This window comes from Sphingosinicella sp. LHD-64 (assembly GCF_031157375.1).
In the GTDB taxonomy this organism is placed as follows: Bacteria; Pseudomonadota; Alphaproteobacteria; order Sphingomonadales; family Sphingomonadaceae; genus Allosphingosinicella.
The window spans coordinates 596,564-617,158 of sequence record NZ_JAVIFV010000001.1 but is presented as its reverse complement, the minus strand read 5'-3'; the positions used below and the strand labels follow the sequence as shown (position 1 = coordinate 617,158).

Here is a 20,595-nt window from a genome sequence, read left to right as displayed (position 1 = left end):
ATGACCGACACAAAGCAGCTGCGCTCGCGCGCATGGTTCGACAATCCCGACAATGTCGACATGACCGCGCTCTATCTGGAGCGCTATCTCAATTTCGGCCTCAGCCTCGAGGAGCTGCGTTCGGGCAAGCCGATCATTGGCATCGCCCAGACCGGTTCGGACCTCTCGCCCTGCAACCGCCATCATCTGGTGCTGGCCGAGCGGGTACGCGAGGGCATTCGCGAGGCGGGGGGGATCGCGCTCGAATTCCCGGTCCATCCGATCCAGGAGACCGGCAAGCGCCCGACCGCCGGGCTCGACCGCAACCTCGCCTATCTGGCGCTGGTCGAGGTGCTCTACGGCTACCCGCTCGACGGCGTGGTGCTGACGATCGGCTGCGACAAGACGACGCCGGCCTGCCTGATGGCGGCGGCGACGGTGAACATCCCGGCGATCGCGCTGTCGGTCGGCCCGATGCTCAACGGCTGGTACAAGGGCGAGCGCACCGGTTCCGGCACGATCGTCTGGAAGGCGCGCGAGCGGCTCGCCGCCGGTGAGATCGACGATGCCGAGTTCATCCGCCTGGTCGCCTCGTCGGCGCCGTCGACCGGCTATTGCAACACGATGGGGACGGCGACGACGATGAATTCGCTGGCCGAGGCGATGGGCATGTCGCTGCCCGCCTCCGCCGCCATTCCCGCGCCCTATCGCGACCGGCAGGAGGCCGCCTGGCGCACCGGCAAGCGCATCGTCGAGATGGTCGCCGAGGATCTGAAGCCGTCCGACATCCTGACGCGCGAAGCGTTCCACAACGCGATCCGGGTCAATTCGGCGATCGGCGGCTCGACCAACGCGCCGATCCATCTCACCGCGATCGCGCGCCACATGGGTGTGGAGCTGCCGCTCGCAGACTGGCAGAGCGTGGGGCTGGACGTGCCGCTGCTCGTCAACCTCCAGCCCGCCGGCGACTATCTCGGCGAGGATTATTACCGCGCCGGCGGTGTGCCCGCGGTCGTGGCGCAGCTCATGCGCCGGGGGCTGATCCACGCGGATGTGCTGACCGTCAACGGCCGCACCCTCGGCGACAATTGCCGGAACGCAGGAATCGAGGACGAGCAGGTGATCCGTCCGATCGACCGGCCGCTCAAGGACGCGGCGGGCTTCGTTGTGCTGAGCGGCAACCTGTTCAACGCGGCGATCATGAAGACGAGCGTGATTTCCGACGAGTTTCGCCAGCGCTACCTCTCCAACCCCGACGATCCGAATGCGTTCGAAGGGCCGGTGGCCGTGTTCGACGGACCGGAGGACTATCATCGCCGCATCGACGATCCGGCGACCGGAATCACGTCCGGTACGCTGCTGGTGATGCGCGGTGCGGGCCCGATCGGCTATCCGGGCGCCGCCGAGGTGGTGAACATGCGTCCGCCCGCCTTCCTGATCGAGCAGGGCGTCCACAGCCTCCCGTGCCTCGGCGACGGGCGCCAGTCCGGCACCAGCGGCAGCCCCTCGATCCTCAACGCCGCGCCCGAGGCGGCGGCGATGGGCGGCCTCGCCCTGCTGCGCACCGGCGACAGGGTGCGGATCGACCTCGACGCCGGCACCGCCGACGTCCTGATCTCCGACGAAGAGCTTGCCGAACGCCGCCGCGCGCTCGAGGCCGAAGGCGGCTATCGCTATCCGCCCTCGCAGACGCCCTGGCAGGCGATCCAGCGCACCATGATCGGCCAGATGGATTCGGGCGCGATCCTGGAAGGCGCGGAAGCGTTCCAGCGTATCGCCCAGACCCGGGGCCTGCCGCGCGACAGTCATTGAACGCGTGCGGCCCTCCCTAGGGTCGGTAGCGCCGCTCCGGCCGGCCTGGCGTGATCCCGGAAAGGACGAAGTGGTCGACGTCGATCCATCCGCCGTCGCGACCCGGATTGTAGCAGAAGATCGCGAACTGCTGGCCCTGGAAGGTCCCCGTCCGCCAGTCATAGGCCAGCGGAAACGCACCGCCCAGCTCGGTCCAGGTCCGCCCGTCCTCGCTGTACGACAGGCGCGCCCGGTCCGTGGTGAAATCCATGTCGGTGCGCAGCCACAGACGGGTCGCGGCGATCGGCCGGCGTGCGACACGTGTTTCGGTGCGCGGACCCTCGGCCCTGTCCTCCATCACGCGCATCGACAGGTGCCGCGCTCCGCCATCGCCGCCGTTCACCACGATCTGGCCCGAATATTTGCCGAAGGTACCGAAGCCGCATTGATCGCCGGGCCGCATCGCACCGATGTCGAGCGCCACCTCGCCGCGGCTCGCCGGTCCCTGGCCCTTCTGGGTGAGAGTGTTGCGGGCGGTCCAGAAGCGGTCGGACCGGGTCGCCCTGAGCCTCAGGAAGCCGGGCCGCGCGGTCAGCGACCAGCTTCCGTCCTCGGGATTGTGGTTCCACTGCCATTGGCGGCCGAGCGCGGGGCCGGAAAAGTCGTCCGACGTCGGCGGCTCGCGGAAAGTGTGGCCCTGGATCGGCATGGGGGCGCTGGCGGGCACCCGGCCGGGCGCCCCAGGCGTGCCCCAGACCGGCCAGTCGTCCTGCCAGAACACCGGGCTGATATTGGTCATCCGGCCGATCGCGCCAGCATCGACCATGACAAAACCGTACCAGCTGCCGTCGGGCAGATCGACGATCGCGCCCTGGTGCCCGCCGGTCGTGTCGTCGATCTGCGGGCGCGTCTCCCACGGGCCGGTCAGCTCCCGCGCGCGCGACACGGTGAGCGCGAGCCGCGAAGGTATCGCGTTGAACATGTAGTAATAGTCGCCGCGCCTGACGACCTTCGAGCCCTCGGCGCCGCGATTGAAGTGCACCACCTGTGTCGCTTCGACGCGCCGCAGGTCCCGGCTCAGCGTCAGCATGGTGACGGTGCCGTCGGTGCCGATCGAGGTGAACAGATACGGCCGGCCGTCGCCATCGAAGAACAGCGCCGGATCGAACGCCTCCCGGTCGAGCGCGTTCATCTCCCAGGGTCCGCGAACGTCGCGCGTGCGGTAGATGCGGGTGTTCTGCCCGACCGGCGTCACCGCCACGTAGAAGGTCCCGTCATGATATCGCAGGCTCGGCGCGAACAGGCCGCGGCGGTACGACGTGCCGTCCTCCAGGTCATATTGGCTGCGCCCGGTCAGGCGCTGCACTACGTGCGAGACGATGTCCCAGTTCACCAGATCCCTGGACTGCAGGATGGTGAGCCCCGGCACGTTGGCGAAGGTGGTGGTCGCGAAATAGAAATCCGCGCCGACGCGGATGATGTCGGGATCGGGATAGTCGGCATAGAGCGGCGGGTTCCGATAGGTGCCGTCGCCCCGGTCGGCTCGCCACGCCGGAACGGCGTCGGAACCGGCGACCGCGGGCGTGCTCCGACCCGCTTCGCCGCCGGCCATCAGCGCCGCAATCGCCGCAACCTGGAGCGGGAAGGGCGTCATCGTGCCAGTTCGGCCGATTTGCTCCGCGCCGAGAGTGCGACTAACCTGATTGTGCCAGGCGCTTCGAGGCGCTTTTCATGGGGCGACGACGGGGTGGCGTGGAGGTGAGCGAAATCCAGCGCAGCGCGCGAGGCACGGGACGGCGACTCCGCGGCGCCGTCGCCCACTATCTCGGCACTGCCATCGTCTCGGGTGCGATCGCGCCGGGCGAACGCCTGTCGGGCGAAGTCGCCAATTCCGAGGCGCTGGACGTGTCGCGCACCGCCTATCGCGAGGCCGTGCAGGTCCTGACCGCGAAAGGGCTGGTCGAGAGCCGGCCCAAGGCGGGCACGCACGTCCTGCCGCGCAGCCGCTGGAACATGCTCGATCCCGACGTGCTCGCCTGGGCGTTCGCCAACGAGCCCGACATCGGCTTCGTGCGCGACCTGTTCGAGCTGCGCGCGATCGTCGAGCCGGCGGCCGCGCGGCTCGCCGCCGAGCGGCGCAGCAAGGAGGATGTCCGCGCGCTCAAGGACGCGCTGGCCAACATGCGCCGCTACACGCTCGCGACCGAAGCGGGACGCGCCGCCGACCGCGATTTCCACGACGCGATCCTGCGGGCGACCCACAACGAGGCGCTGGTGACGCTGAGCGCGGGGATCAGCGCGGCGGTCAACTGGACCACCCAGTTCAAGCAGCGCTCGCGCGCCCTGCCGCGCGATCCGGTGCCCGATCATGCGCGGGTCGCCGACGCGATCGCCGCCGGCGACATCGACGCCGCCGACAAGGCGATGCGGCTGCTGGTCGAGCTCGCACTGGAGGACACGCGCTCCGCCATGGCCCGCTAGCTAGTCCGCGTTCCGGCGCGTCTCGATCACGACCGACGCGCCTTCCAACCCCTCCGTCTCGGCACGCAGCGTGATCCGTCCGGCCTCGCCGGGCCGCGCGCGCACGATGGCGAGCGCCAGACCATTGAACGCCGGCCGGGTCGGCGAGGCGAATTCGACGAAACTGGTCGGATCGCCATTGTCGGTTGCGACCAGCTCGCCCGGTCCCTCGACGGTGAAGCGCACCGCATTGTCCGCGCGCGGTGCAGTTCGGCCCGCGGCATCGGTCACGCGCACCGTCACGAAGGCGAGGTCGCGGCCGTCGGCGTGGATCCGGCGGCGATCCACCTCGGCGGCGAGCGCTGTCGGCGGGCCGGCCGTGGTCATCGTCGCCGTCGCCCATTCCTGGCCGTTCTTCCAGGTCACGACCCGAAGCTCGCCGGGTTCATAGGTCACATAATCCCAGCGGAACCGGTAGGCGAAGGGTGCGCGCCGGATGCGTCCCTGCGACCGGCCGTTGACGAACAGCTCCGCCTCGTCGGCGGAGGAGAAGACATGGACCGGCGTCACCTCGCCCTCGCGGCCCGGCCAGGTCCAGTGCGGCAGGATGTGCGCGAACCTGAGGTCCGGCCGCCAGCGCGCCTGATAGAGATAGAAGCGATCCTTGCGGAATCCCGCCAGGTCGAAGATCCCGGAATAGGCGCTGCGCGCGTCATAATAGGGCGTCGGCTCGCCCAGATAGTCGAAGCCGGTCCAGACGAACTCGCCGGCGACGAACGGATGCTGGTCCTGCGCCGAGAAATCGCGGTCCGGCGTCGAGCCGAAATCGGCGGCGTGAAGCTCGTAGGCGCTCACCTGCCGGGTCCGCGGATCGCCGCCCGATCCGGGCCGGACCGGTCCGCTGACGCTGCCCGGGACCGGGAACAGATATTCGCCCCGGCTGCTCAGCGCCGACGCGCTTTCGCTGGCGAAGATCAGCGTATCGGGGAAACGGTCGTGAAAGGCCTGGAACTGGCCGGGCAGGGTGCGCACCCCCGTGCCCTGGTAGTTGAGGCCGATGACGTCGACCGTCCCGGGCAACGGCATGTCCGGCCTGGCCCAGTTCATCGCGGTGGTGGTGAGCCGGCTCGGATCCTCCTCGCGCGCGATCGCGGCCAGCCGGCGGGCGATCCCGGCGCCGTCCTCGCCGGTATATTGCTCGCCCACCTCGTTGCCGATGCTCCACAGGATCACCGACGGGTGGTTGCGGTCGCGCCGGACCATGGCGCGCAGATCGGGCTCGTGCCAGTCGGGGAAGACGAGGTGGAAGTCGAGCGGCGTCTTGCGGCGCTCCCAGACGTCGAACACCTCGTCGATGACGAGGAAGCCCATCCGGTCGGCCAGCTCGAGCAAAGCCGGGGCGGGCGGATTGTGGCTCATCCGGATCGCGTTGGCGCCCATCTCGCGCAGCAGCTCTAGCTGGCGCTCGGCGGCGCGGCGGTTGAAGGCCGCGCCGAGCGCGCCGAGGTCGTGATGGTTGTTGACGCCGCGGATCGGGATCCGCTCGCCGTTGACGAACAGGCCCTGGTCGGCGTCGAAACGCAGCGTCCGGATGCCGAACGGTGTCTCGTAGCGGTCGACGATGCGCTCGTCCTGGCGAACGGTCGAGACGGCGACATAGAGATGGGGCCGTTGGGTGGGCGGCGGTCCCCACAGGCGTGGCGTCGCGATCCGTGCCGTGCCCTGGATCGTCGTCGTGCCACGCGCCGCGACCCGTGCCGCCTGCGGGGCGATCTGCGCGACCGGCTGGCCGGTGCGCCGCCCGTCGGCGTCGAGCGCGTAGATCTCGGTCGCGACCTCGATTGCGGCCTCCTGTGCGGCGTCGTTGTCGATGGCGAGCTGCAGCGCGACCGTCGCCGCCTCGCGGGAGACCTCGGGCGTGGTCACGAAGCCGCCCCATTGCGCGACATGGACCGGCCGGGTCTTCACCAGCCAGACGTCGCGATAGAGGCCGCCTCCCGGATACCAGCGCGAGGATTCGGGCGGATTGTCGAGCCGGATCACCAGCTGGTTGCGCCCGCCGAATCGGACGTAAGGCGTGAGATCCAGCCGCCAGCTGTTGTAGCCATAGGGCCAGCCGCCGATGAGCCGGCCGTTCAGCCAGACCGTGGCATAGGCCATCGCGCCTTCGACATCGAGGAAGATCGACTTGCCGGCATCGCCGGCCGGGATGTCGAGCGCCCGGCGGTACCAGCCGATGCCCCAGCTCGGCAGCCGCCCCATCCCGCCATAGGGACCCTCCTCGATGAACGGCCCCGCGATCGCCCAGTCATGCGGCAGGTCGGCGCGCTGCCAGCCGCTGTCGTCGAATTCCGGCCGGACATAGGGCACCTCGCTGCCCGGATCGCCGTCGGGGCGGACGTGGCGGCGGGCGGGATCGGCGATGAAGCGGTTGGCGCTGGGCAGGATCCAGGGTCTCAGCACCCGCCGGCCCGCATCGCCGACCCGGACCGCTTCCTCGGGCTGGGCATCGGCGACCCGCCCGTCGGCGCTGCGCACGACCTCGGGGCGGACATCATAGCGAAGGTCGGTCGTGTTTCCCGGCGGGTCGCCCCGGGTGAAGCGCCAGCCGGTGCTGATCAGGATGCGCTCGCGCGGCGTCTCCGCCGGCTGCGCACGTGCTTGCGAACCCGGAACGATGAGGGAGAGGAGCACGGCCAGGGCCGCCACGCCGGGGCCGACGCGGCCGTGCATCCATTTCGCCCACCGCCCGAGCATCTTCGCCGTCATTCTCCCTCGATACGTCCAGGCTGCCGTGACCGATCAGAACCGGCCGGTCAGACCGAACACGAACGTCCGCCCCGGCGCATAGGCGCCATAGGGAAGGAGGGAGTCGCCATCGAGCTGCTGGAGCTGGATCTCGTTCAGGAGATTCTGCGCCTGCAGCGAGACCCGGATGTTGTCGATGCCCGGGATCGGGAAGCTGATCGACGCATCGAGATACTCGCCCTTGATCGAGACGCCGTCGCCCTCGACATTGTTCTGCGGTCCCAGGAAGGAGACGAACGGGTCGCGGTAGTTGTAGGACATGCGGGCCGAGATCCAGTCGCGCTCGAAATAGACCGTCACGTTGTAGGTGTTGGGCGAGAGGCCCACCACTGCGGCGCCGGGATTGAGCCGGTTGCCCGCAACCTCCGGCGCACCCTCCGATTCCTGGTCGATCCGGGTGTAGTTGGCGTTGATGCCGAGGCCCGGCAGGATGAAATCGAGCGGCTGGACGAGCGTGACCTCGAAGCCGCGCAGCGTGATCACCTCGTCGGTGTTCTGGCGCTGCGCCACCGTGACGATCGCCGCATTGGGATCGCCGTCGCCGCGCACGGTGAGGCCGTCCCGCGTGATCTGGAGCAGGTTGTCGAAGTTGATCCCGAGCTCGCCGAACCGCTGCTGGGTGCGGAAGATCGAGGTGAAGCCGGTCACCTGCTTCATCCAGAAGTTCACCGCGATCACGCTGCGCGGCGTCATGTACCATTCGAGGCCGAGATCGAGCTGGTTCGAGAAATAGGGCTCGAGCTCGGGATTGCCGAGCGTCAGTTCCTCGCCGCCCAAGCTGAGGTTGAAGGCCGGTGCGAGATCGCCGGGATTGGGCCGCGTCATGGTGCGTCCGGCGGCGACGCGGAAGACGACATTGTCGAGCACGTCGATCGATGCGTTGAAGCTCGGCAGCAGCTCGAAATAATCGTTGTCGAAGCGCGAGATGGTGCGTCCCACCGTCGGATCGGTGACGATGCCGGAGACGAACTGGTCGGTCCTGATCCCGCGTATGCCGAGGTTGAACCGCACCGGCCGGCCGGCGAGCTGTGTCTGCCCGTCGAGCTGGAGGTAGACCGCCGCGGTGGTCTCGTTGAGCTGGCGCGGATTGAGCGTGTTCAGCCGCGTGACCGGATCGATCTCGTTCTCGAAATAGTCGATGTTGATGACGTCGGCGATCGCGTCATAGTCCGGGATCGCCCAGCCGCCGTTGAACCCGACGTTGAACGGCGAGTTGGTGAAGAGCTGCCCGTATGGCCAGCGGACCATGTAATTGCCGAGCTGGGAATTGGGGATCGAGGCCAGTGCGCCGGGGAATGCCGACGGCTGCGTCGAGGTGGGGCCGCAGAAGCCGTTGACCGCATTGGTCGCGCAGGCGCTGACGTCCCAGGTCTCGATGGTGCGCTCGAAGCGGGTGACCTGCGCGCCGGCCGAGACCATGAAGTCCTCGTCGCCATATTGCAGGTGCACCTGCACGTCCTTCTGCTCCACCCAGCGACGGTTGGGCTGGACGCGCAGCGTGTCCCAGATCCACCCGAGGCCCGGATCGTTGACGTCGAAATTGGGCGTGAAGATGGGAGTGAGCGAGTCGCCGGTCTGCTCGAAGTCGACCGCGTAGCCCCGTCCGAGCGGGGTGCGCAGCAGGATCGTGTTCGCGCTCTGGCGCTGCTTGCTCTTGTTGTAGGTGAGCACGGCACGGACGCGCAGCAGGTCGCTCACCTCGTAGTTCATGCCGAACGACGTGTAGAAGAAGTCCGCGCGGGTCGAATAGGGGCGGTTCTCGGAGAGCAGCTGGGCGTTGGCGAAGGTGCCGCTCGTCAGGATATTGTCCTCATTGACCTCGAAATCGATCGGCACGTTGTTGCCGGTGCTGCGCACCGTCAGCATCAGGTCGTTCTGATTGAAGTCGTTCGCCGTCTCCGCATAGATGGTATCGAGGTTGAAGACGACCTCGGGGACCGGCGCCCATTGCGCGGTGACGAGGCCCGAGGTGCGCGTGCGTTTGCCCACCACCACCTCGGCACGCCCGAGCCGCGGGATCAGCGTATAGCTGAGCTGCTCGCAGCTGAGGCCCGACGTGCCGCCCGGCGTCGAGCCCGGGCCGCAGGGGACGAGCGGCGCCCCGTCGACCAGGCCGAAGCCGGTGCCGACCGGAACGGTCGTCGGGATCGACGCGCCGCCGCCATAGCCGACGGTCGGGTTGCCGGGAGCGCCGTCGAAATTGAGCGAGTTGCAGCCCACCTGGCCGGCCGGGCAGCGATTGCCGAGCGCGAAGGTGGTGAAGCCGACGGTGTTGAACGTGTCCGACCGATATTCGCGCTCGGCATAGGCCGCGCCGATCAGCAGGCCGATCTCGCCGATCCCGGTCTCCCAGGTGTTGCTGACGAACGCGCCGACGCGCGGCGAAATCTGCTCGCTGACGTCCTGGTAGCTGCCCTGCGCCTGGACGCTGATCTGGAAGCCGCGATTGTCGAACGGCCGGATCGGCGCGAGCTCGACATTGCCGGCGATGCCGCCCTCGATCTGCGAGGCGAGCGGGGTCTTGCTGATCGTCAGGCTGCGGAACAGCTCGGTCGGGAAGATGTCGAGGCTCGAGCCGCGGCCGTCGTTGATGAAGCCGACGCTGTTGTCGCTCGCGGTCTGGAGCTGCGCGCCGTTCATCGACAGCACGGTGAACTGCGAGCCGAGGCCGCGGACGTTGACCCGGGTCCCTTCGCCCGCCGCGTCGCGCTCGATCTGGATGCCCGGCAGGCGCTGCAGCGACTCGGCGAGGTTGAGATCGGGGAACTTGCCGATGTCCTCGGCGAAGATCGAATCGGTGAAATTGGTGTTGCGGCGCTTGGCGCCGATCGCATCCTCGAGCGAGCGGCGATAGCCGGTGATGACGATGTCCTCGGGTGCCTGGTCCTCGTTTGCTGCGGTGACGCTTTCCGCGCCCGGGGCGGCCGGGTCGCCGGTCGCCGACGACGTGACATCCTGCGAGGTCGATGCGGGCGTGTCGGTTCCCGGTACGGTCTGGCCCGCCGCCCCGCTCGACCAGATCAAAGCCGCCAGGCTGCTGCCCATCGCAAGGCCGCGCAGGGCCCGCGCGTAGGTGTCGCGCATCATCCAAATCCTCCCCTGACCCGATTTGTCCCGGCAACTTCAGCTGCCGATTTACGGTAGCGCTACCATTATGTCAGAGTAATATTGCTGTCAACGGACTCAAATTGCCTCGCTGCTAGAACGATGCGAAAGCACTATCATATTAATTTTAAAAGAATTTTATGAAAGTAGGTAGAGGCGATCGTTGTCGCTTCGCGTGTATGGCCAGTCTATCTGTATGACCATAATTCATGAGACGGCGGCGCTGCGGCCCTCCGTGAAAGATGGTGATTGGGCGGTGACGGGAGGGCCGATGGTGCCGGGTGTCGGACTCGAACCGACGGCCTACCGCTTACAAGGCGGTTGCTCTACCAGCTGAGCTAACCCGGCGCGCCCGCGCAAATGCGCCAAGTCGACCTTTTCGTCCAGCCTTTGCGAAGCTAGGCCTGCAGGTCCGCGGCGAGGGTGAGCAGGAAGGTCCGCGCGGCGACCGGGGTGAAATAGCCGCTGCTACTGACATTCCAGCCGAAGCGGTTGAAGAGATTCGTGACCTGCGCGCGCAGCAAAACGGGAGCGTTCCCGACGCTGAACCGGTAACGGGCGCCGAGGTTGACGATTGTCCGCGCCGGAATCGAAAGGCTGTTGGCGGCGTTGGCCGTCCTCGCGCTCGAACTGTCGACGAGGGCATCGATCGAGAGCCGCTCGAAAGCCGGGAAGCGATAGTCGATGCTGACGAGGGTGCGGCGGACGAATGCACCGATCGGTCGCCGCCCGATCGTGCCGGCGGCGACCTCCTCGCCGCTGATCCGGGCGTCGAGGAGCACGTTGCCGGCGACGACGTTGAGGCCGGGCGCGATCTGCCCGGCGACCGACAGCTCGACGCCGCGATTGGTCACTGCCCCGCGCTGGCGGAAGCGGCCCGCCTCGTCGACGTTGAAATAGGGCTTGGAGATGTCGAACAGGCCGAGCACGGCGGTGAGTCCCGGTGCGATCGACCAGCGCAGGCCGCCGTCGATCTGGCGCGTTCGGATCGCCGGCGGCGCCTCGTTGCGGTTGACCGCCTCGGGCGGACCGACCGGGCTTTCCTCCAGCCCGCGGACATAGCCGGCATACAGCGCCAGCTGCGGCGTCAGATGGAACGCCGCCGTCGCGCTCGGCAGCCAGGGCGAATCGCGCGTGTCGGGAAAGAGGACGCCGGGATCCGGGCTGGTGATCCGCTTGAGATAGTCGGTCCGCTGCACGCCCGCGGTCAGCTCCCCGACGCCGAGCCAGCGCAGCTGGTAGGCGATGCCGAGCGTCGCCTGCTCGACCAGGTCGCGGGTCTTGGGGCCGTCGGTGCTGCCCGGCTCCGGGCGCGGGTCCGGCCCGTCGCTGCGGCTCGGCCCGAGATCGATGAGCGCGCCCCCGCCGTAGCGTCGCGCCAGCTGGCGGGCGCGCAGCGACGCGATCAGGCCATGCCGCCGCGGCCCGTCGTCGAAGCTGCGCGACACCCGGAGCTCGCCCGAGGTCGAGGCCGACCGGTTGCCGCGCTCGCGCAGGATCAGCCGGCTGGCGACGGCGCCGTCGGGGCCGGTGCCGAACAGCAGGTCGGCGGTGGAGACGTCATTGTCGAACACGGATCGGAACAGGCCGAATCGGGTGTCGAAGCCCGCGATCCTGACATCCGCGATCACGCCGTAGGTGCCGGTCGTGTAGGAGTAATCATTCCAGGTCTGGCCGAAGAAGCGGTTGCGGGGAAAGCGCTTCGGCAGGAACGGGCCCGAGGTGAAGATGAACGGTTGCGACTCGTCATCCTCGACGCGGAAACGGCTGAAGAAGGCCCGGAGTTCGATCCCGTCGCGGGGCGCATAGCGCAGCAGGCCGGCGAAGGTGTGATCGTTGGGGGTGCCGCCGTAGAGGCGGCGACCACGATTGATGCCCAGCCCAAGCGCGACGCCGAGCCGATCGCCATAGAGGGGTAGTTGCAGATCGAGTTCCGCCGACCGCCCGCCGCGCGGCCCGTAATTGAGCCCGATCGACGCGCGCGTCTCCCCTCCCGGCTCGCGCAAGGAATAGTCGGCGATGCCGGTGGGGGCGGGAAAGGGATAGCTCTGAGCGGAAATGCCGACACGGATCGTCGAGCCCTGCTGCAGCCGGCCGGTCAGGATGCCCTGCTGGTCGTAATAGAGGCCGTGGATGCGCAGGTTGCCGGCGGTCGAGGGCGAAAAGCCGCGCACGTCGCTGTCGCTGTAGATGCCGATCGTGCTGTCACCGATGCTCCGGCCGAACGCGTCTTCGGCGGCGGTGGCTGCGTTGTCGTCGGTGCGCTGGGCCCAGGCGGCGGGTGCGGCGCAGAGGGCGGGTGCGAGCGCGGCGGAGACCAGCAGACGGGAGAAGGACATGGCTGCTGGCTACGGAGCGGCCGGTCTCCGGCAAAACGAGCAATCTACACAGTCACTTCAAGCTGTGCTTAAAATGCGCGATGGACCGCCGACTGCCGCCGCTCGAATCGTTGCGCATCTTCGAAGCCAGCGCGCGTCATGCGAACTTTTCTCGTGCAGCGCGGGAGCTCGGGATCACGCCGGCGGCGGTCAGCCTCAGAATTCGCGATCTGGAAGAGGATCTCGGCCAGCGCCTGTTCGTGCGCAACGGACCCCGGATTTCGCTGACTTCGGCAGGGGCGGCACTGTCGGCGCGCCTCGGCGAGGTCATGATGCTGGTCCGTGCCGCCGTCGCCGAATGCCGGTCGAGCGAGGCGCCGCTGCGCGTCACCGTCACGCCGACCTTCGCGGCCCGCTGGCTGGTGCCGCGTCTGCCGCGTTATCGCGCACTCACCGAGGCGGCCCGCATCCAGCTCGACGTCTCGACCGATCTGCGCACGCACGATCAGTTCGATATCGCCATCCGCAGTGGTCGCGGCGGATGGCGCGACATGATCGCCACCCGCCTCCTGCCGATGGACCTGTCGCCGATGCTGAGCCCCGGTCTCGCCGGGCGATTCCCCCTCGATTCGCCCGCCGATCTCCAGCGCCTTCCCCTGATCCGGGACGTCAGCTGGCCGGCCTGGTTCGAAGGCGCAAGCGTCGATCGCCCCGTCCTGTCCTATGCGCCCGTCGAATATGCGACCCAGGATATGGCGGCCGCCGCGGCGGCCGAGGGCGCAGGGGTCGCATTGCTGTCGCTTCAGCTGTTCGCGTCGAAGCTTGCTGACGGCAGCCTGGTCAGGCCGTTCGATCATGTCCTCAGATGCGAAGACGGCTATTACGCGCTCCGGCATCGGCAGGATCATCGTCTGTCGGTCGATCATTTCGTTCGCTGGCTGGAGGATGAGGCCGCTGCGCAAGCGGTTGATCCAGCCGCCCTAGACGACTCCGAACGTCCAGCCCTCGGTTCGAGCCAGCAGGGGGGTCAGGCCGGGAGGTGACCATCGGTGCGGGTCATCCGCGATAGCTCTCAGGCCTGCGGCCGCGATCAGGACGTCGGTCTCATGGTCGCTGAGTTGGCGATCAGGACATCCGGGCTCGCTTCCCAGCGCCTGCAGTGCCCGCGCCAGCTGATCGGGATCGCGGACCTTGCGGCCGCTCAGGCCAGCCAGGCGGATGAAAGCGCGGGTGTAGATTTCGATGATCAGGCTGCCGTACGTCGGGAGCGGATCGAAAGGCTCGCTCCAAGCGATGTCAAAGGGCCAGATCGGCAGGCGGCCGTCCGCATGATGCAGCAGCCGCATGCCGGCGAAGCTTGCCTTGGCGACCTGGGCTGCGCCGATCGCGTCATAGACGGTCGAGGCCTTGCCCCCGCCGCCCGCGTTGAACCTTTCCTCGCAGACCCGGTGATGAAGGAAGTCGCGCTTCACTCCGTCGGCGGCCCCGAAATAGAAATGGGGGCGGTGAGTCTGTTCGAGGAAGCTGGCGGCCCCAAGGTCCTCATCCTGGCATCGGTCATCGATATAGGCCCAGAAGCTTTTGGCTTCGCCAGGCAGATCGATCACCCCGGGCAGGTAGGACCCACGTGCGGCGATCGGCGGGGCGAAGCTGAAATCGAATCCGAACAGTGTCGGCGCTTCGGTGGCATATGCGATCAGCCAGTCGAGCACTTCCTGCCGCGACCAGACATGGCCCGGGCGGACGAGAGCGGGGGTGGCGCGCCCGGCCTCGGCAACGGCAATCGCGATGCCCTTGTGCCGCCGGCCCTTGGCGCCCGACCAGTCGATGGCGACGAAGCGCGCGAAGTCAGGGGCGTTCGCCGCCATGTGCCGCCCGCTGCCGGTTCGAGGCCCGATCCCACCAGGCGCGCCGGATCACATTCTCGATCCGTTCCCGGTCGACGCTGCCGAAGCGCACCAGCACGGCCGGCCAGCCGCGATAATGGGCCGTTTCCCAGAAGGTGTCCGGATCGGTCTCCATCAGGATCTCCTTCTCGTCGAGCGGCGTCGACACGGCGAAGCTGCCGGCCTCGCGTCCCGGATAGACGAACGCCTTGCCGCGGACCTTGACTGCCGGCCGGCCGTAGGACGTGGACAGCTCCGTCTCCGGCAGCGCCAACGCGAACGCCACGACCTCGCCCCAGTCCTTCATTCCAGCGCCTCCAGCAGGTCGCCGGTCAATGCCGCGGGGTCGAGGCCCATGCCGGCCCGGTCGAAGCCGCGCCGGACGATCACGAGCCGGCGCGAGGGGATGACGACGACATATTGGCCGCGATTGCCGTTGGCGAGGAAGGCGTCGACGGGCAGGCCCGCGTCGGGCGCAAAGGTCCACCAGGAGGCGCCATAGCCGTTGCCGGCCGCCGGCTGGGCGGGGCCGTGGCGGCGGACATAGTCACGCCAGCCTTCGGGCAGGATGCGCTCGCCATTCCACAGTCCGTCGCTCAGGTAGAGGAGGCCGAGCCGGGCGAGGTCGCGCGCGCTCGTCCAGACCTGGCTCGACATGACGAAATGGCCCTGCCAGTCGGTCTCCGGCACCGTCCGGGTCATGCCGATCTTCCAGAACAGGGCGCGGAACGGGAAGGCGCGCGACTCCTCGCCGTCGCCGAGCCGGTGCTGCAGGGCGCGGATCGCCAGCACGATGTCGTTGTTGGCGTAGCGGAAGCGGGTGTCCGGCGGCGCCACGACCGGCCAGCTCGCCGCCTCCTCGCCGACCGACAGGCCGCCGAAATAGAGCGCGTCGGTGCGGTTGCCGGGATAGTCGCTGTGCAGACCGCTCGCCATGCGGAGCAGGTGGTCGGTCGTGATCCGCTGCCGCGGATCGCCGGGGCGCTGCCATTCGGGCACGCCGGCGGGGGCGTTCACGTCGACCAGCCTCTGCTGGACGGCGGCACCGATCACCGTGCCGGTGATGCTCTTGGCGACCGACCAGGTGCGCTGCGACATGTGCATGTCGAAATCCGGCCGGTAGCGCTCGAAAACGATGCGGCCGTCCTGGACGATGAGGAGGGCGGTGGTCTCGCTGCCCTGGCCGTAGGTGCGGCGGTCGAAGGCCTGAGCGGCAACCTGCTCCAGCGCGTGCGTGTTGCCTCGCGGCCGGGCGGTGGCATTCCGGTCGCCCATCGGCCAGGGACGGGCATCGAGCTCGGCAAGGTCGAGCGGTGATGCGTCGATCCGCGGCAGTTCGGCAGCCGCGGCCGGATCGGCACCGATCGGCAGTAGCGCGCAGCCGAGATGCGGGCGCCAGGCGGCGACGCGCGGCGGCAGGTTGTCGGCGAAGCGGACGGTCACGCGCCGGTTCGCCTCATCCAGCTCCGCGGCCAATGTCGCGAGGAGCGGGTTCAGCTCGGCATAGGTGCCCTGCAGGTCGTCGGCAGCGGTGCGCGCCGGATCGATGCCGCCGTTGAACTGGTTGCTGCAAATGAAGCTTGCCTTGTAACCAGCTGCAATTGCGCGGAGATATTCCGGCGCATTCTGCTGCGCAGAGGCAGGAAGGATTGCCAGTCCCGCCGCCAGCAATCCCGCCGCAAACCTAATCGCCCCTTTTGGCACGCTGTTCCTCCCACCAGGCCATGCGCTCCGCGACGCGCTTTTCGAATCCGCGGTCCGTCGGCGCGTAGTAGGACTGCGGCGCCATCTCCTCCGGCCAGTAATTGTCGCCGGAGAACCCGCCCTCGGCATCATGATCGTACTGATAGCCCTTGCCGTAGCCGATCTGCTTCATCAGCCGGGTCGGCGCGTTGAGAATGTTCTTGGGCGGCATCAGCGAGCCCGTTTCCTTCGCCGAGCGCCAGGCGGATTTCTGCGCCGTATAGGCCGCGTTCGATTTGGGCGCGGTGGCGAGATAGAGACAGGCTTGGACGATGGCGAGCTCGCCTTCGGGAGAGCCCAGGAAATCATAGGTATCCTTGGCGGCGATGCACTGCACGAGCGCATTGGGGTCGGCAAGGCCGATATCCTCGCTCGCCGCGCGGGTGAGGCGGCGCAGCACGTAAAGCGGCTCCTCCCCCGCGGTCAGGATGCGGGCGAGATAGTAGAGCGCCGCCTGCGGATCCGAGCCGCGGATCGATTTGTGCAGGGCGGAGATGAGATTATAGTGGCCCTCCCGGTCCTTGTCGTAGACCGCGACGCGGCGGTGAAGCAGGGCGGCAAGCTCGCCGGGGCTCAGCGGCTGCGCGATCTCAATCGAGAACAGGGTCTCCGCCTGGTTGAGCAGGAAGCGGCCGTCGCCGTCGGCGGTCGCGACCAGCGCCTCGCGTGCCTCCGGCGTGAGCGGCAGGGGCCGCTCCGTCAACACCTCGGCGCGGTCGAGCAGCTTGCCGAGTGCAGCGGCATCGAGCCGATTGAGGATCAGCACCTGGGCGCGCGAGAGAAGCGCCGCGTTCAATTCGAAGCTCGGATTCTCCGTGGTCGCGCCGACGAGGACCACCGTGCCGTCCTCGACATAGGGCAGGAAGCCGTCCTGTTGGGCGCGATTGAATCGGTGAATTTCGTCAACGAACAGAAGTGTCTGCTTGCCGATCTTGATGTGATCACGAGATTCCGCGAACACCTTCTTGAGGTCCGCGACGCCCGAGAAGACCGCCGAGATCGCGACGAAGCGCATGCCGACCGCATCCGCAAGCAGACGGGCGATCGTCGTCTTGCCGGTGCCGGGAGGCCCCCACAGGATCATCGAGGCGAGCTTGCCCGCCGCGACCATCCGTCCGATCGCTCCGTCCGGGCCGGTCAGGTGCTCCTGCCCGACCACATCCTCCAGTCGCTGCGGCCGGAGGCGGTCGGCGAGCGGCGCGCTCTCGGAGGGCGCCGACGAAGCGGGCGGCGGGGGGTCGTCGTTGAAAAGATCGGCCACGGGCGCGGACTAGCGCATTTCTCGGGGCTTGGCACCTAGAGCGCGATCAGCTTAGCCTGAAACATCTCGTCATTGCGAGGAGCGAAGCGACGAAGCAATCCAGCCTGACTCGAAGGCCGCACTGGATTGCTTCGCTGCGCTCGCAATGACGATGCTGCTTAAGATGATCGCGCTCTAGAGGCGAAGCCGTGCATAGGCGACGGTGGAATCTGTGCCATATTGCGGGCGGGCATGGGCCGGACGCGCCCGGACGAGCGGTGCGGCCGCAGGCGGCAGGCCGCTGCGCGTGCCGACGATCGTGAACTCGATCGGCGCCTGACCCTGCGCGACGATCTCGATCAAGGCGCCGTCGCAGCTGCGGCCGACGCAGCGCGCGATCCAGCGGTCGTCGGCATCGCCGCGTCCGAACGGTTGAAGGAAGCCGGCACTGCCCGCCGCGCGCAGCACCGCTTCCGGTGGGGCGATCAGCGAGATCGTCTCGGCACCGTTTGCGGCGAGGCGAAGGGTGAGGCGGCGACCGCCGGCTTCGGCGCGCTGGGCGACCAGAATTGCGGCGGGCGGCGGCAAGGGCAGAGATGGCGCGGTCGTGGCCCAGCGCTTGCGTTGCGAATGAGGCAGCTCGATCCGCGCCCAGTCCGCGACATAGGGCACCGGCGCGCCGTCATTGTTGACCGTCCAATGGCCAGAGCGCGCATCGGCATCCCAGACATAGTCGATGGTGAATTGCTGCTGCCGGTCGGCGCTGTAGGCGGGGGCCAGGCCGGCGGCGAGCCAGCCGAGCAGGACGAGGTCGGCGGCACCGGCGGCGAGGAAGATGCGCGGGATGCGGTCGATCAGCGGCTTCAGCTCGATCAGGACGGGGAGGACGAGGACGGCGCCCAGCGGCGCGAACATGAAGTGCGGGCCACCGTTCATCAGCTCCTCGAACAGGCCGAGGGCCGGGCCGAAGGTGATGTAGAGCAGCAAGATGGCGATGATGGCGCCGATCCGCTCCGTATGGGGCCAGCGCCGGCTGGCGACGATGCCGAGCGCCATGGCGAGCGGCGGCGCGAGAAAGAAGATCGACCCGCCCGGCGCGATGACGGCGAGGGCGGCACCCAAAGCGGCGAAGGCGAGCCAATAGGCCGCACGCAGCCGCTCGATGCTCGAGTCCCGCGCGACAAGACCAAGCGCGAGGAGGATGCCGGCGATCGCCGAGGCATAGACGGCGGTGGTGGTGACGATCGGCCAGGCGCGCCAATAGTCGCCGCTGCGGACGAGACCGAGTACGAGCTGGCCGAGCCAGGCCAGGACCTGCGCAGTGGCGAACGCGGTAACGATCGCGGCCAGCGGACGCTGCAGCGCGGCACGGCGCCATGACGTCACGGCGAAGAAGGCGAGCAGCAGGCCGAGCAGGGCCAGCCCGGCGGCCAACGGCAGGACGACGAGCTGGCGGCCGAGCACATCCATGTAGAGCCGCGCGCCCCCGGCCGATGGCGTGGCGCCGGCGATCGCTACGGCGCGGGTCAGCGCCAGCGTCTGTTCGCCCATATGCTGGAGGCTGCGCCGGTCGAGCGCGGCGAGATTGTCGCCGGCGCTGTGGTAGCGGGTCTCGTTGCCGATGATCGCGAAGTTGAGGATCGTCCAGGGTCGCTCGGCGAAGACGGTGACGTCGGTGGAATTGGGGATGAGGCCGTAGAGGTCAGTGGTGAGCGAGTTGGCCAGCGGTCGGTTGACCGCGGCGCGGTAGAGCGCGATCGCCGCAGTATTGGGCCGGTTGGTTTCGAACATGACTGCCGGGCCGGTGACGCCACGCGCCTCGAGGTTGACGAGCAAGCCGACGCGATCGGCGAGCGGATCGCGGTCCATGAAGGCGCGGGCGCCGATCAGGCCCATTTCCTCGCCCTCGTTGAACAGGAAGGTGACCGGGCGGGTCAGGCGCCGGCCGCGCAGCAGGGCGGCGGTTTCGAGCAGGGTGGCGACGCCGATGCCGTCGTCGCCGGCGCCGGGGCCGGCGAACGTGCTGTCATAGTGCGCGTTGAGGAGGAGGTGCCGGCCCTGGACCGGGCCGATCGTGGCGACGAGGTTGCGGACGCGGGCGCAGCTGACGGTGCGGCTGCGCGCGAAGCCGTTGCACGCGAAATCGTCGGTGATGCGCGGGTTCAGGCCCACGGCGTGCATTTCGGCGATCAGCCGGTCGCGCACCGCGTCATTGGCGGGGCTGTCGACTGGATGTGGCCGTTCGTCGCCGAGGATGCGCGCGAGACGAGCGGCGGCGCGATTCGCGTCGAAGCCGTCGCTTGCGCCGGCGGGTGGGGCGGGCAAGGCGATGAGCGCGCCCTTGAGCGCCATTGCTGCGAGCAGCGCCGCAACGACCAGAATGAGCGCCAGCCCCCGTCTCACCATGGCGGAGGCATAGCAGATGCGCGCGGCTTAGCGAGAGCCGGGCGCGGCGACCGGAATCGCGCTGCGATCGACCAGGCGCGTGTAGAGATGCCAGGTCGCGTAGCCGAGCCAGGGCAGGACAAACGCCAAGCCGACAAAGGCCGGGATCGCACCCAGCACGAGCAAAGCCGCCACGATGATGCCCCAGCGCACCATGACGCCGCGATTGGCGCGGACGGCGCGGATCGAGGTCGCGAGCGCGGTGCGGGCGTCGGTGTCGCGATCGACCAGCATCGGCAGCGAGACGATGCTCAGCATCAGCACCACCCAGGCGAAGGCGGCGCCGACGAGATTGCCGACGACGATCAGGCCCCAGCCGCGCGTGGTCGTGAACAGGGCGGTGAGGAACTGGCCGGGCGTCTCGGGCGGCGTCTCGATGAAGGCGGCGTAGAGGATCCAGGCCGCGGCGAGCCAGGCGAAGAAGATCATCAGCAGGATGCCGGTCACCGCCATGATCGCGTCCCACGCGGGCCGCTTCACCACGTCGAAGAAGTGCGACCAGGTCGATTCGAGCCCGGCCTCGCGCCGCCGCGCCAGCTCGTAGAAGCCGAGCGCCGCGACCGGGCCCAGCAGGGCAACGCCGGCGAGCATCGGGAAGAAGAGCGGGATGAACGCCCCGCCGAGCGCGATCACCGCCGCGGCAAAGCCGATCATCGGATAGATCAGGCCAACGATGAGGAGGTCGCCGCGCTTCTCCATGAAGTCGGCATAGCCTTCGCGGAGCACGGCATTGAGGTCTTGCGCCCCGATCGTGCGGACCGGGACATCCGGCGTGTGGCCGGCGGCGGGGAGGGTGTGGGTGGCGGCCATTGGACGTCTC

The 20,595-nt window shown here is 68.5% G+C and carries 13 protein-coding genes and 1 tRNA gene; 3 read left to right on the top strand and 11 right to left on the bottom strand.

Annotated features, from left to right (window positions below; genetic code table 11):
- Complete coding sequence (locus RCO27_RS02995; RefSeq protein WP_309001155.1) at window positions 1–1,791, top strand: IlvD/Edd family dehydratase; 1,791 nt, start codon at window positions 1–3, stop codon at window positions 1,789–1,791.
- A 16-nt stretch (window positions 1,792–1,807) separates the two neighbouring features.
- Here the strand turns inward: RCO27_RS02995 and RCO27_RS02990 are convergent, their stop codons facing one another.
- A complete protein-coding gene (locus tag RCO27_RS02990; protein WP_309001154.1) occupies window positions 1,808–3,424 on the bottom strand; it encodes a glycoside hydrolase 43 family protein in 1,617 nt (538 codons plus the stop codon).
- Between the two features lie 77 nt (window positions 3,425–3,501).
- Between RCO27_RS02990 and RCO27_RS02985 the strand changes: the two genes are divergently transcribed.
- Complete coding sequence (locus tag RCO27_RS02985; RefSeq protein WP_309001153.1) at window positions 3,502–4,251, top strand: FCD domain-containing protein; 750 nt, start codon at window positions 3,502–3,504, stop codon at window positions 4,249–4,251.
- On the opposite strand, the gene galB is transcribed toward RCO27_RS02985, so the two are convergent.
- From galB to RCO27_RS02965, 4 genes are all read right to left on the bottom strand, one after another.
- A complete protein-coding gene (gene galB, locus RCO27_RS02980; protein WP_309001152.1) occupies window positions 4,252–6,999 on the bottom strand; it encodes a beta-galactosidase GalB in 2,748 nt (915 codons plus the stop codon).
- Window positions 7,000–7,032: 33 nt separating this feature from the next.
- Window positions 7,033–10,125: a TonB-dependent receptor gene (locus RCO27_RS02975; RefSeq protein ID WP_309001151.1), complete on the bottom strand. Its 3,093-nt coding sequence runs from the start codon at window positions 10,123–10,125 to the stop codon at window positions 7,033–7,035.
- A gap of 290 nt (window positions 10,126–10,415) precedes the next feature.
- Window positions 10,416–10,491: transfer RNA gene (locus tag RCO27_RS02970), tRNA-Thr, on the bottom strand.
- 50 nt (window positions 10,492–10,541) lie between these two features.
- A complete protein-coding gene (locus RCO27_RS02965) occupies window positions 10,542–12,482 on the bottom strand; it encodes a TonB-dependent receptor domain-containing protein (RefSeq protein ID WP_309001150.1) in 1,941 nt (646 codons plus the stop codon).
- An 80-nt stretch (window positions 12,483–12,562) separates the two neighbouring features.
- On the opposite strand from RCO27_RS02965, the gene RCO27_RS02960 reads away from it, so the two are divergent.
- A complete protein-coding gene (locus RCO27_RS02960) occupies window positions 12,563–13,504 on the top strand; it encodes a LysR substrate-binding domain-containing protein (RefSeq protein WP_309001149.1) in 942 nt (313 codons plus the stop codon).
- Here RCO27_RS02960 and RCO27_RS02955 read toward each other — a convergent pair.
- The 6 genes from RCO27_RS02955 to RCO27_RS02930 all read right to left on the bottom strand — a co-directional run bounded on the left by RCO27_RS02955 (window position 13,442) and on the right by RCO27_RS02930 (window position 20,585).
- Window positions 13,442–14,329: a hypothetical protein gene (locus RCO27_RS02955; protein WP_309001148.1), complete on the bottom strand. Its 888-nt coding sequence runs from the start codon at window positions 14,327–14,329 to the stop codon at window positions 13,442–13,444. The genes RCO27_RS02960 and RCO27_RS02955 overlap by 63 nt on opposite strands.
- On the bottom strand, window positions 14,310–14,654 hold the full coding sequence (locus tag RCO27_RS02950) for an MmcQ/YjbR family DNA-binding protein (protein ID WP_309001147.1): 345 nt from the start codon (window positions 14,652–14,654) through the stop codon (window positions 14,310–14,312). Before RCO27_RS02950 ends, RCO27_RS02955 begins: the two co-directional genes overlap by 20 nt.
- Entirely contained in the window at window positions 14,651–16,018 is a 1,368-nt protein-coding gene (locus RCO27_RS02945) for a serine hydrolase (RefSeq protein ID WP_309001146.1), read from the bottom strand. The genes RCO27_RS02950 and RCO27_RS02945 overlap by 4 nt, the downstream gene beginning before the upstream one ends.
- A 13-nt stretch (window positions 16,019–16,031) precedes the next feature.
- Window positions 16,032–17,351 carry a replication-associated recombination protein A gene (locus tag RCO27_RS02940; RefSeq protein WP_309001145.1) on the bottom strand — a complete coding sequence of 440 codons (1,320 nt, stop codon included), beginning with the start codon at window positions 17,349–17,351 and terminating at the stop codon, window positions 16,032–16,034.
- Window positions 17,352–17,525: 174 nt separating this feature from the next.
- Entirely contained in the window at window positions 17,526–19,736 is a 2,211-nt protein-coding gene (locus RCO27_RS02935; RefSeq protein ID WP_309001144.1) for a M28 family peptidase, read from the bottom strand.
- A gap of 27 nt (window positions 19,737–19,763) precedes the next feature.
- On the bottom strand, window positions 19,764–20,585 hold the full coding sequence (locus tag RCO27_RS02930) for a DUF2189 domain-containing protein (protein WP_309001143.1): 822 nt from the start codon (window positions 20,583–20,585) through the stop codon (window positions 19,764–19,766).
- Window positions 20,586–20,595: the final 10 nt, after the last annotated feature.

What these genes read in the sequence shown, in the direction of transcription:
- RCO27_RS02995 (WP_309001155.1), top strand. Translation starts at nt 1, where the DNA reads ATGACCGACACAAAGCAGCTGCGCTCGCGCGCATGGTTCGACAATCCC.
- RCO27_RS02950 (WP_309001147.1), bottom strand. Translation starts at nt 14,654, where the DNA reads ATGAAGGACTGGGGCGAGGTCGTGGCGTTCGCGTTGGCGCTGCCGGAG.
- RCO27_RS02975 (WP_309001151.1), bottom strand. Translation starts at nt 10,125, where the DNA reads ATGATGCGCGACACCTACGCGCGGGCCCTGCGCGGCCTTGCGATGGGC.
- RCO27_RS02985 (WP_309001153.1), top strand. Translation starts at nt 3,502, where the DNA reads ATGGGGCGACGACGGGGTGGCGTGGAGGTGAGCGAAATCCAGCGCAGC.
- RCO27_RS02990 (WP_309001154.1), bottom strand. Translation starts at nt 3,424, where the DNA reads ATGACGCCCTTCCCGCTCCAGGTTGCGGCGATTGCGGCGCTGATGGCC.
- RCO27_RS02955 (WP_309001148.1), bottom strand. Translation starts at nt 14,329, where the DNA reads ATGGCGGCGAACGCCCCTGACTTCGCGCGCTTCGTCGCCATCGACTGG.
- RCO27_RS02935 (WP_309001144.1), bottom strand. Translation starts at nt 19,736, where the DNA reads ATGGTGAGACGGGGGCTGGCGCTCATTCTGGTCGTTGCGGCGCTGCTC.
- galB (WP_309001152.1), bottom strand. Translation starts at nt 6,999, where the DNA reads ATGACGGCGAAGATGCTCGGGCGGTGGGCGAAATGGATGCACGGCCGC.
- RCO27_RS02960 (WP_309001149.1), top strand. Translation starts at nt 12,563, where the DNA reads ATGGACCGCCGACTGCCGCCGCTCGAATCGTTGCGCATCTTCGAAGCC.
- RCO27_RS02965 (WP_309001150.1), bottom strand. Translation starts at nt 12,482, where the DNA reads ATGTCCTTCTCCCGTCTGCTGGTCTCCGCCGCGCTCGCACCCGCCCTC.
- RCO27_RS02930 (WP_309001143.1), bottom strand. Translation starts at nt 20,585, where the DNA reads ATGGCCGCCACCCACACCCTCCCCGCCGCCGGCCACACGCCGGATGTC.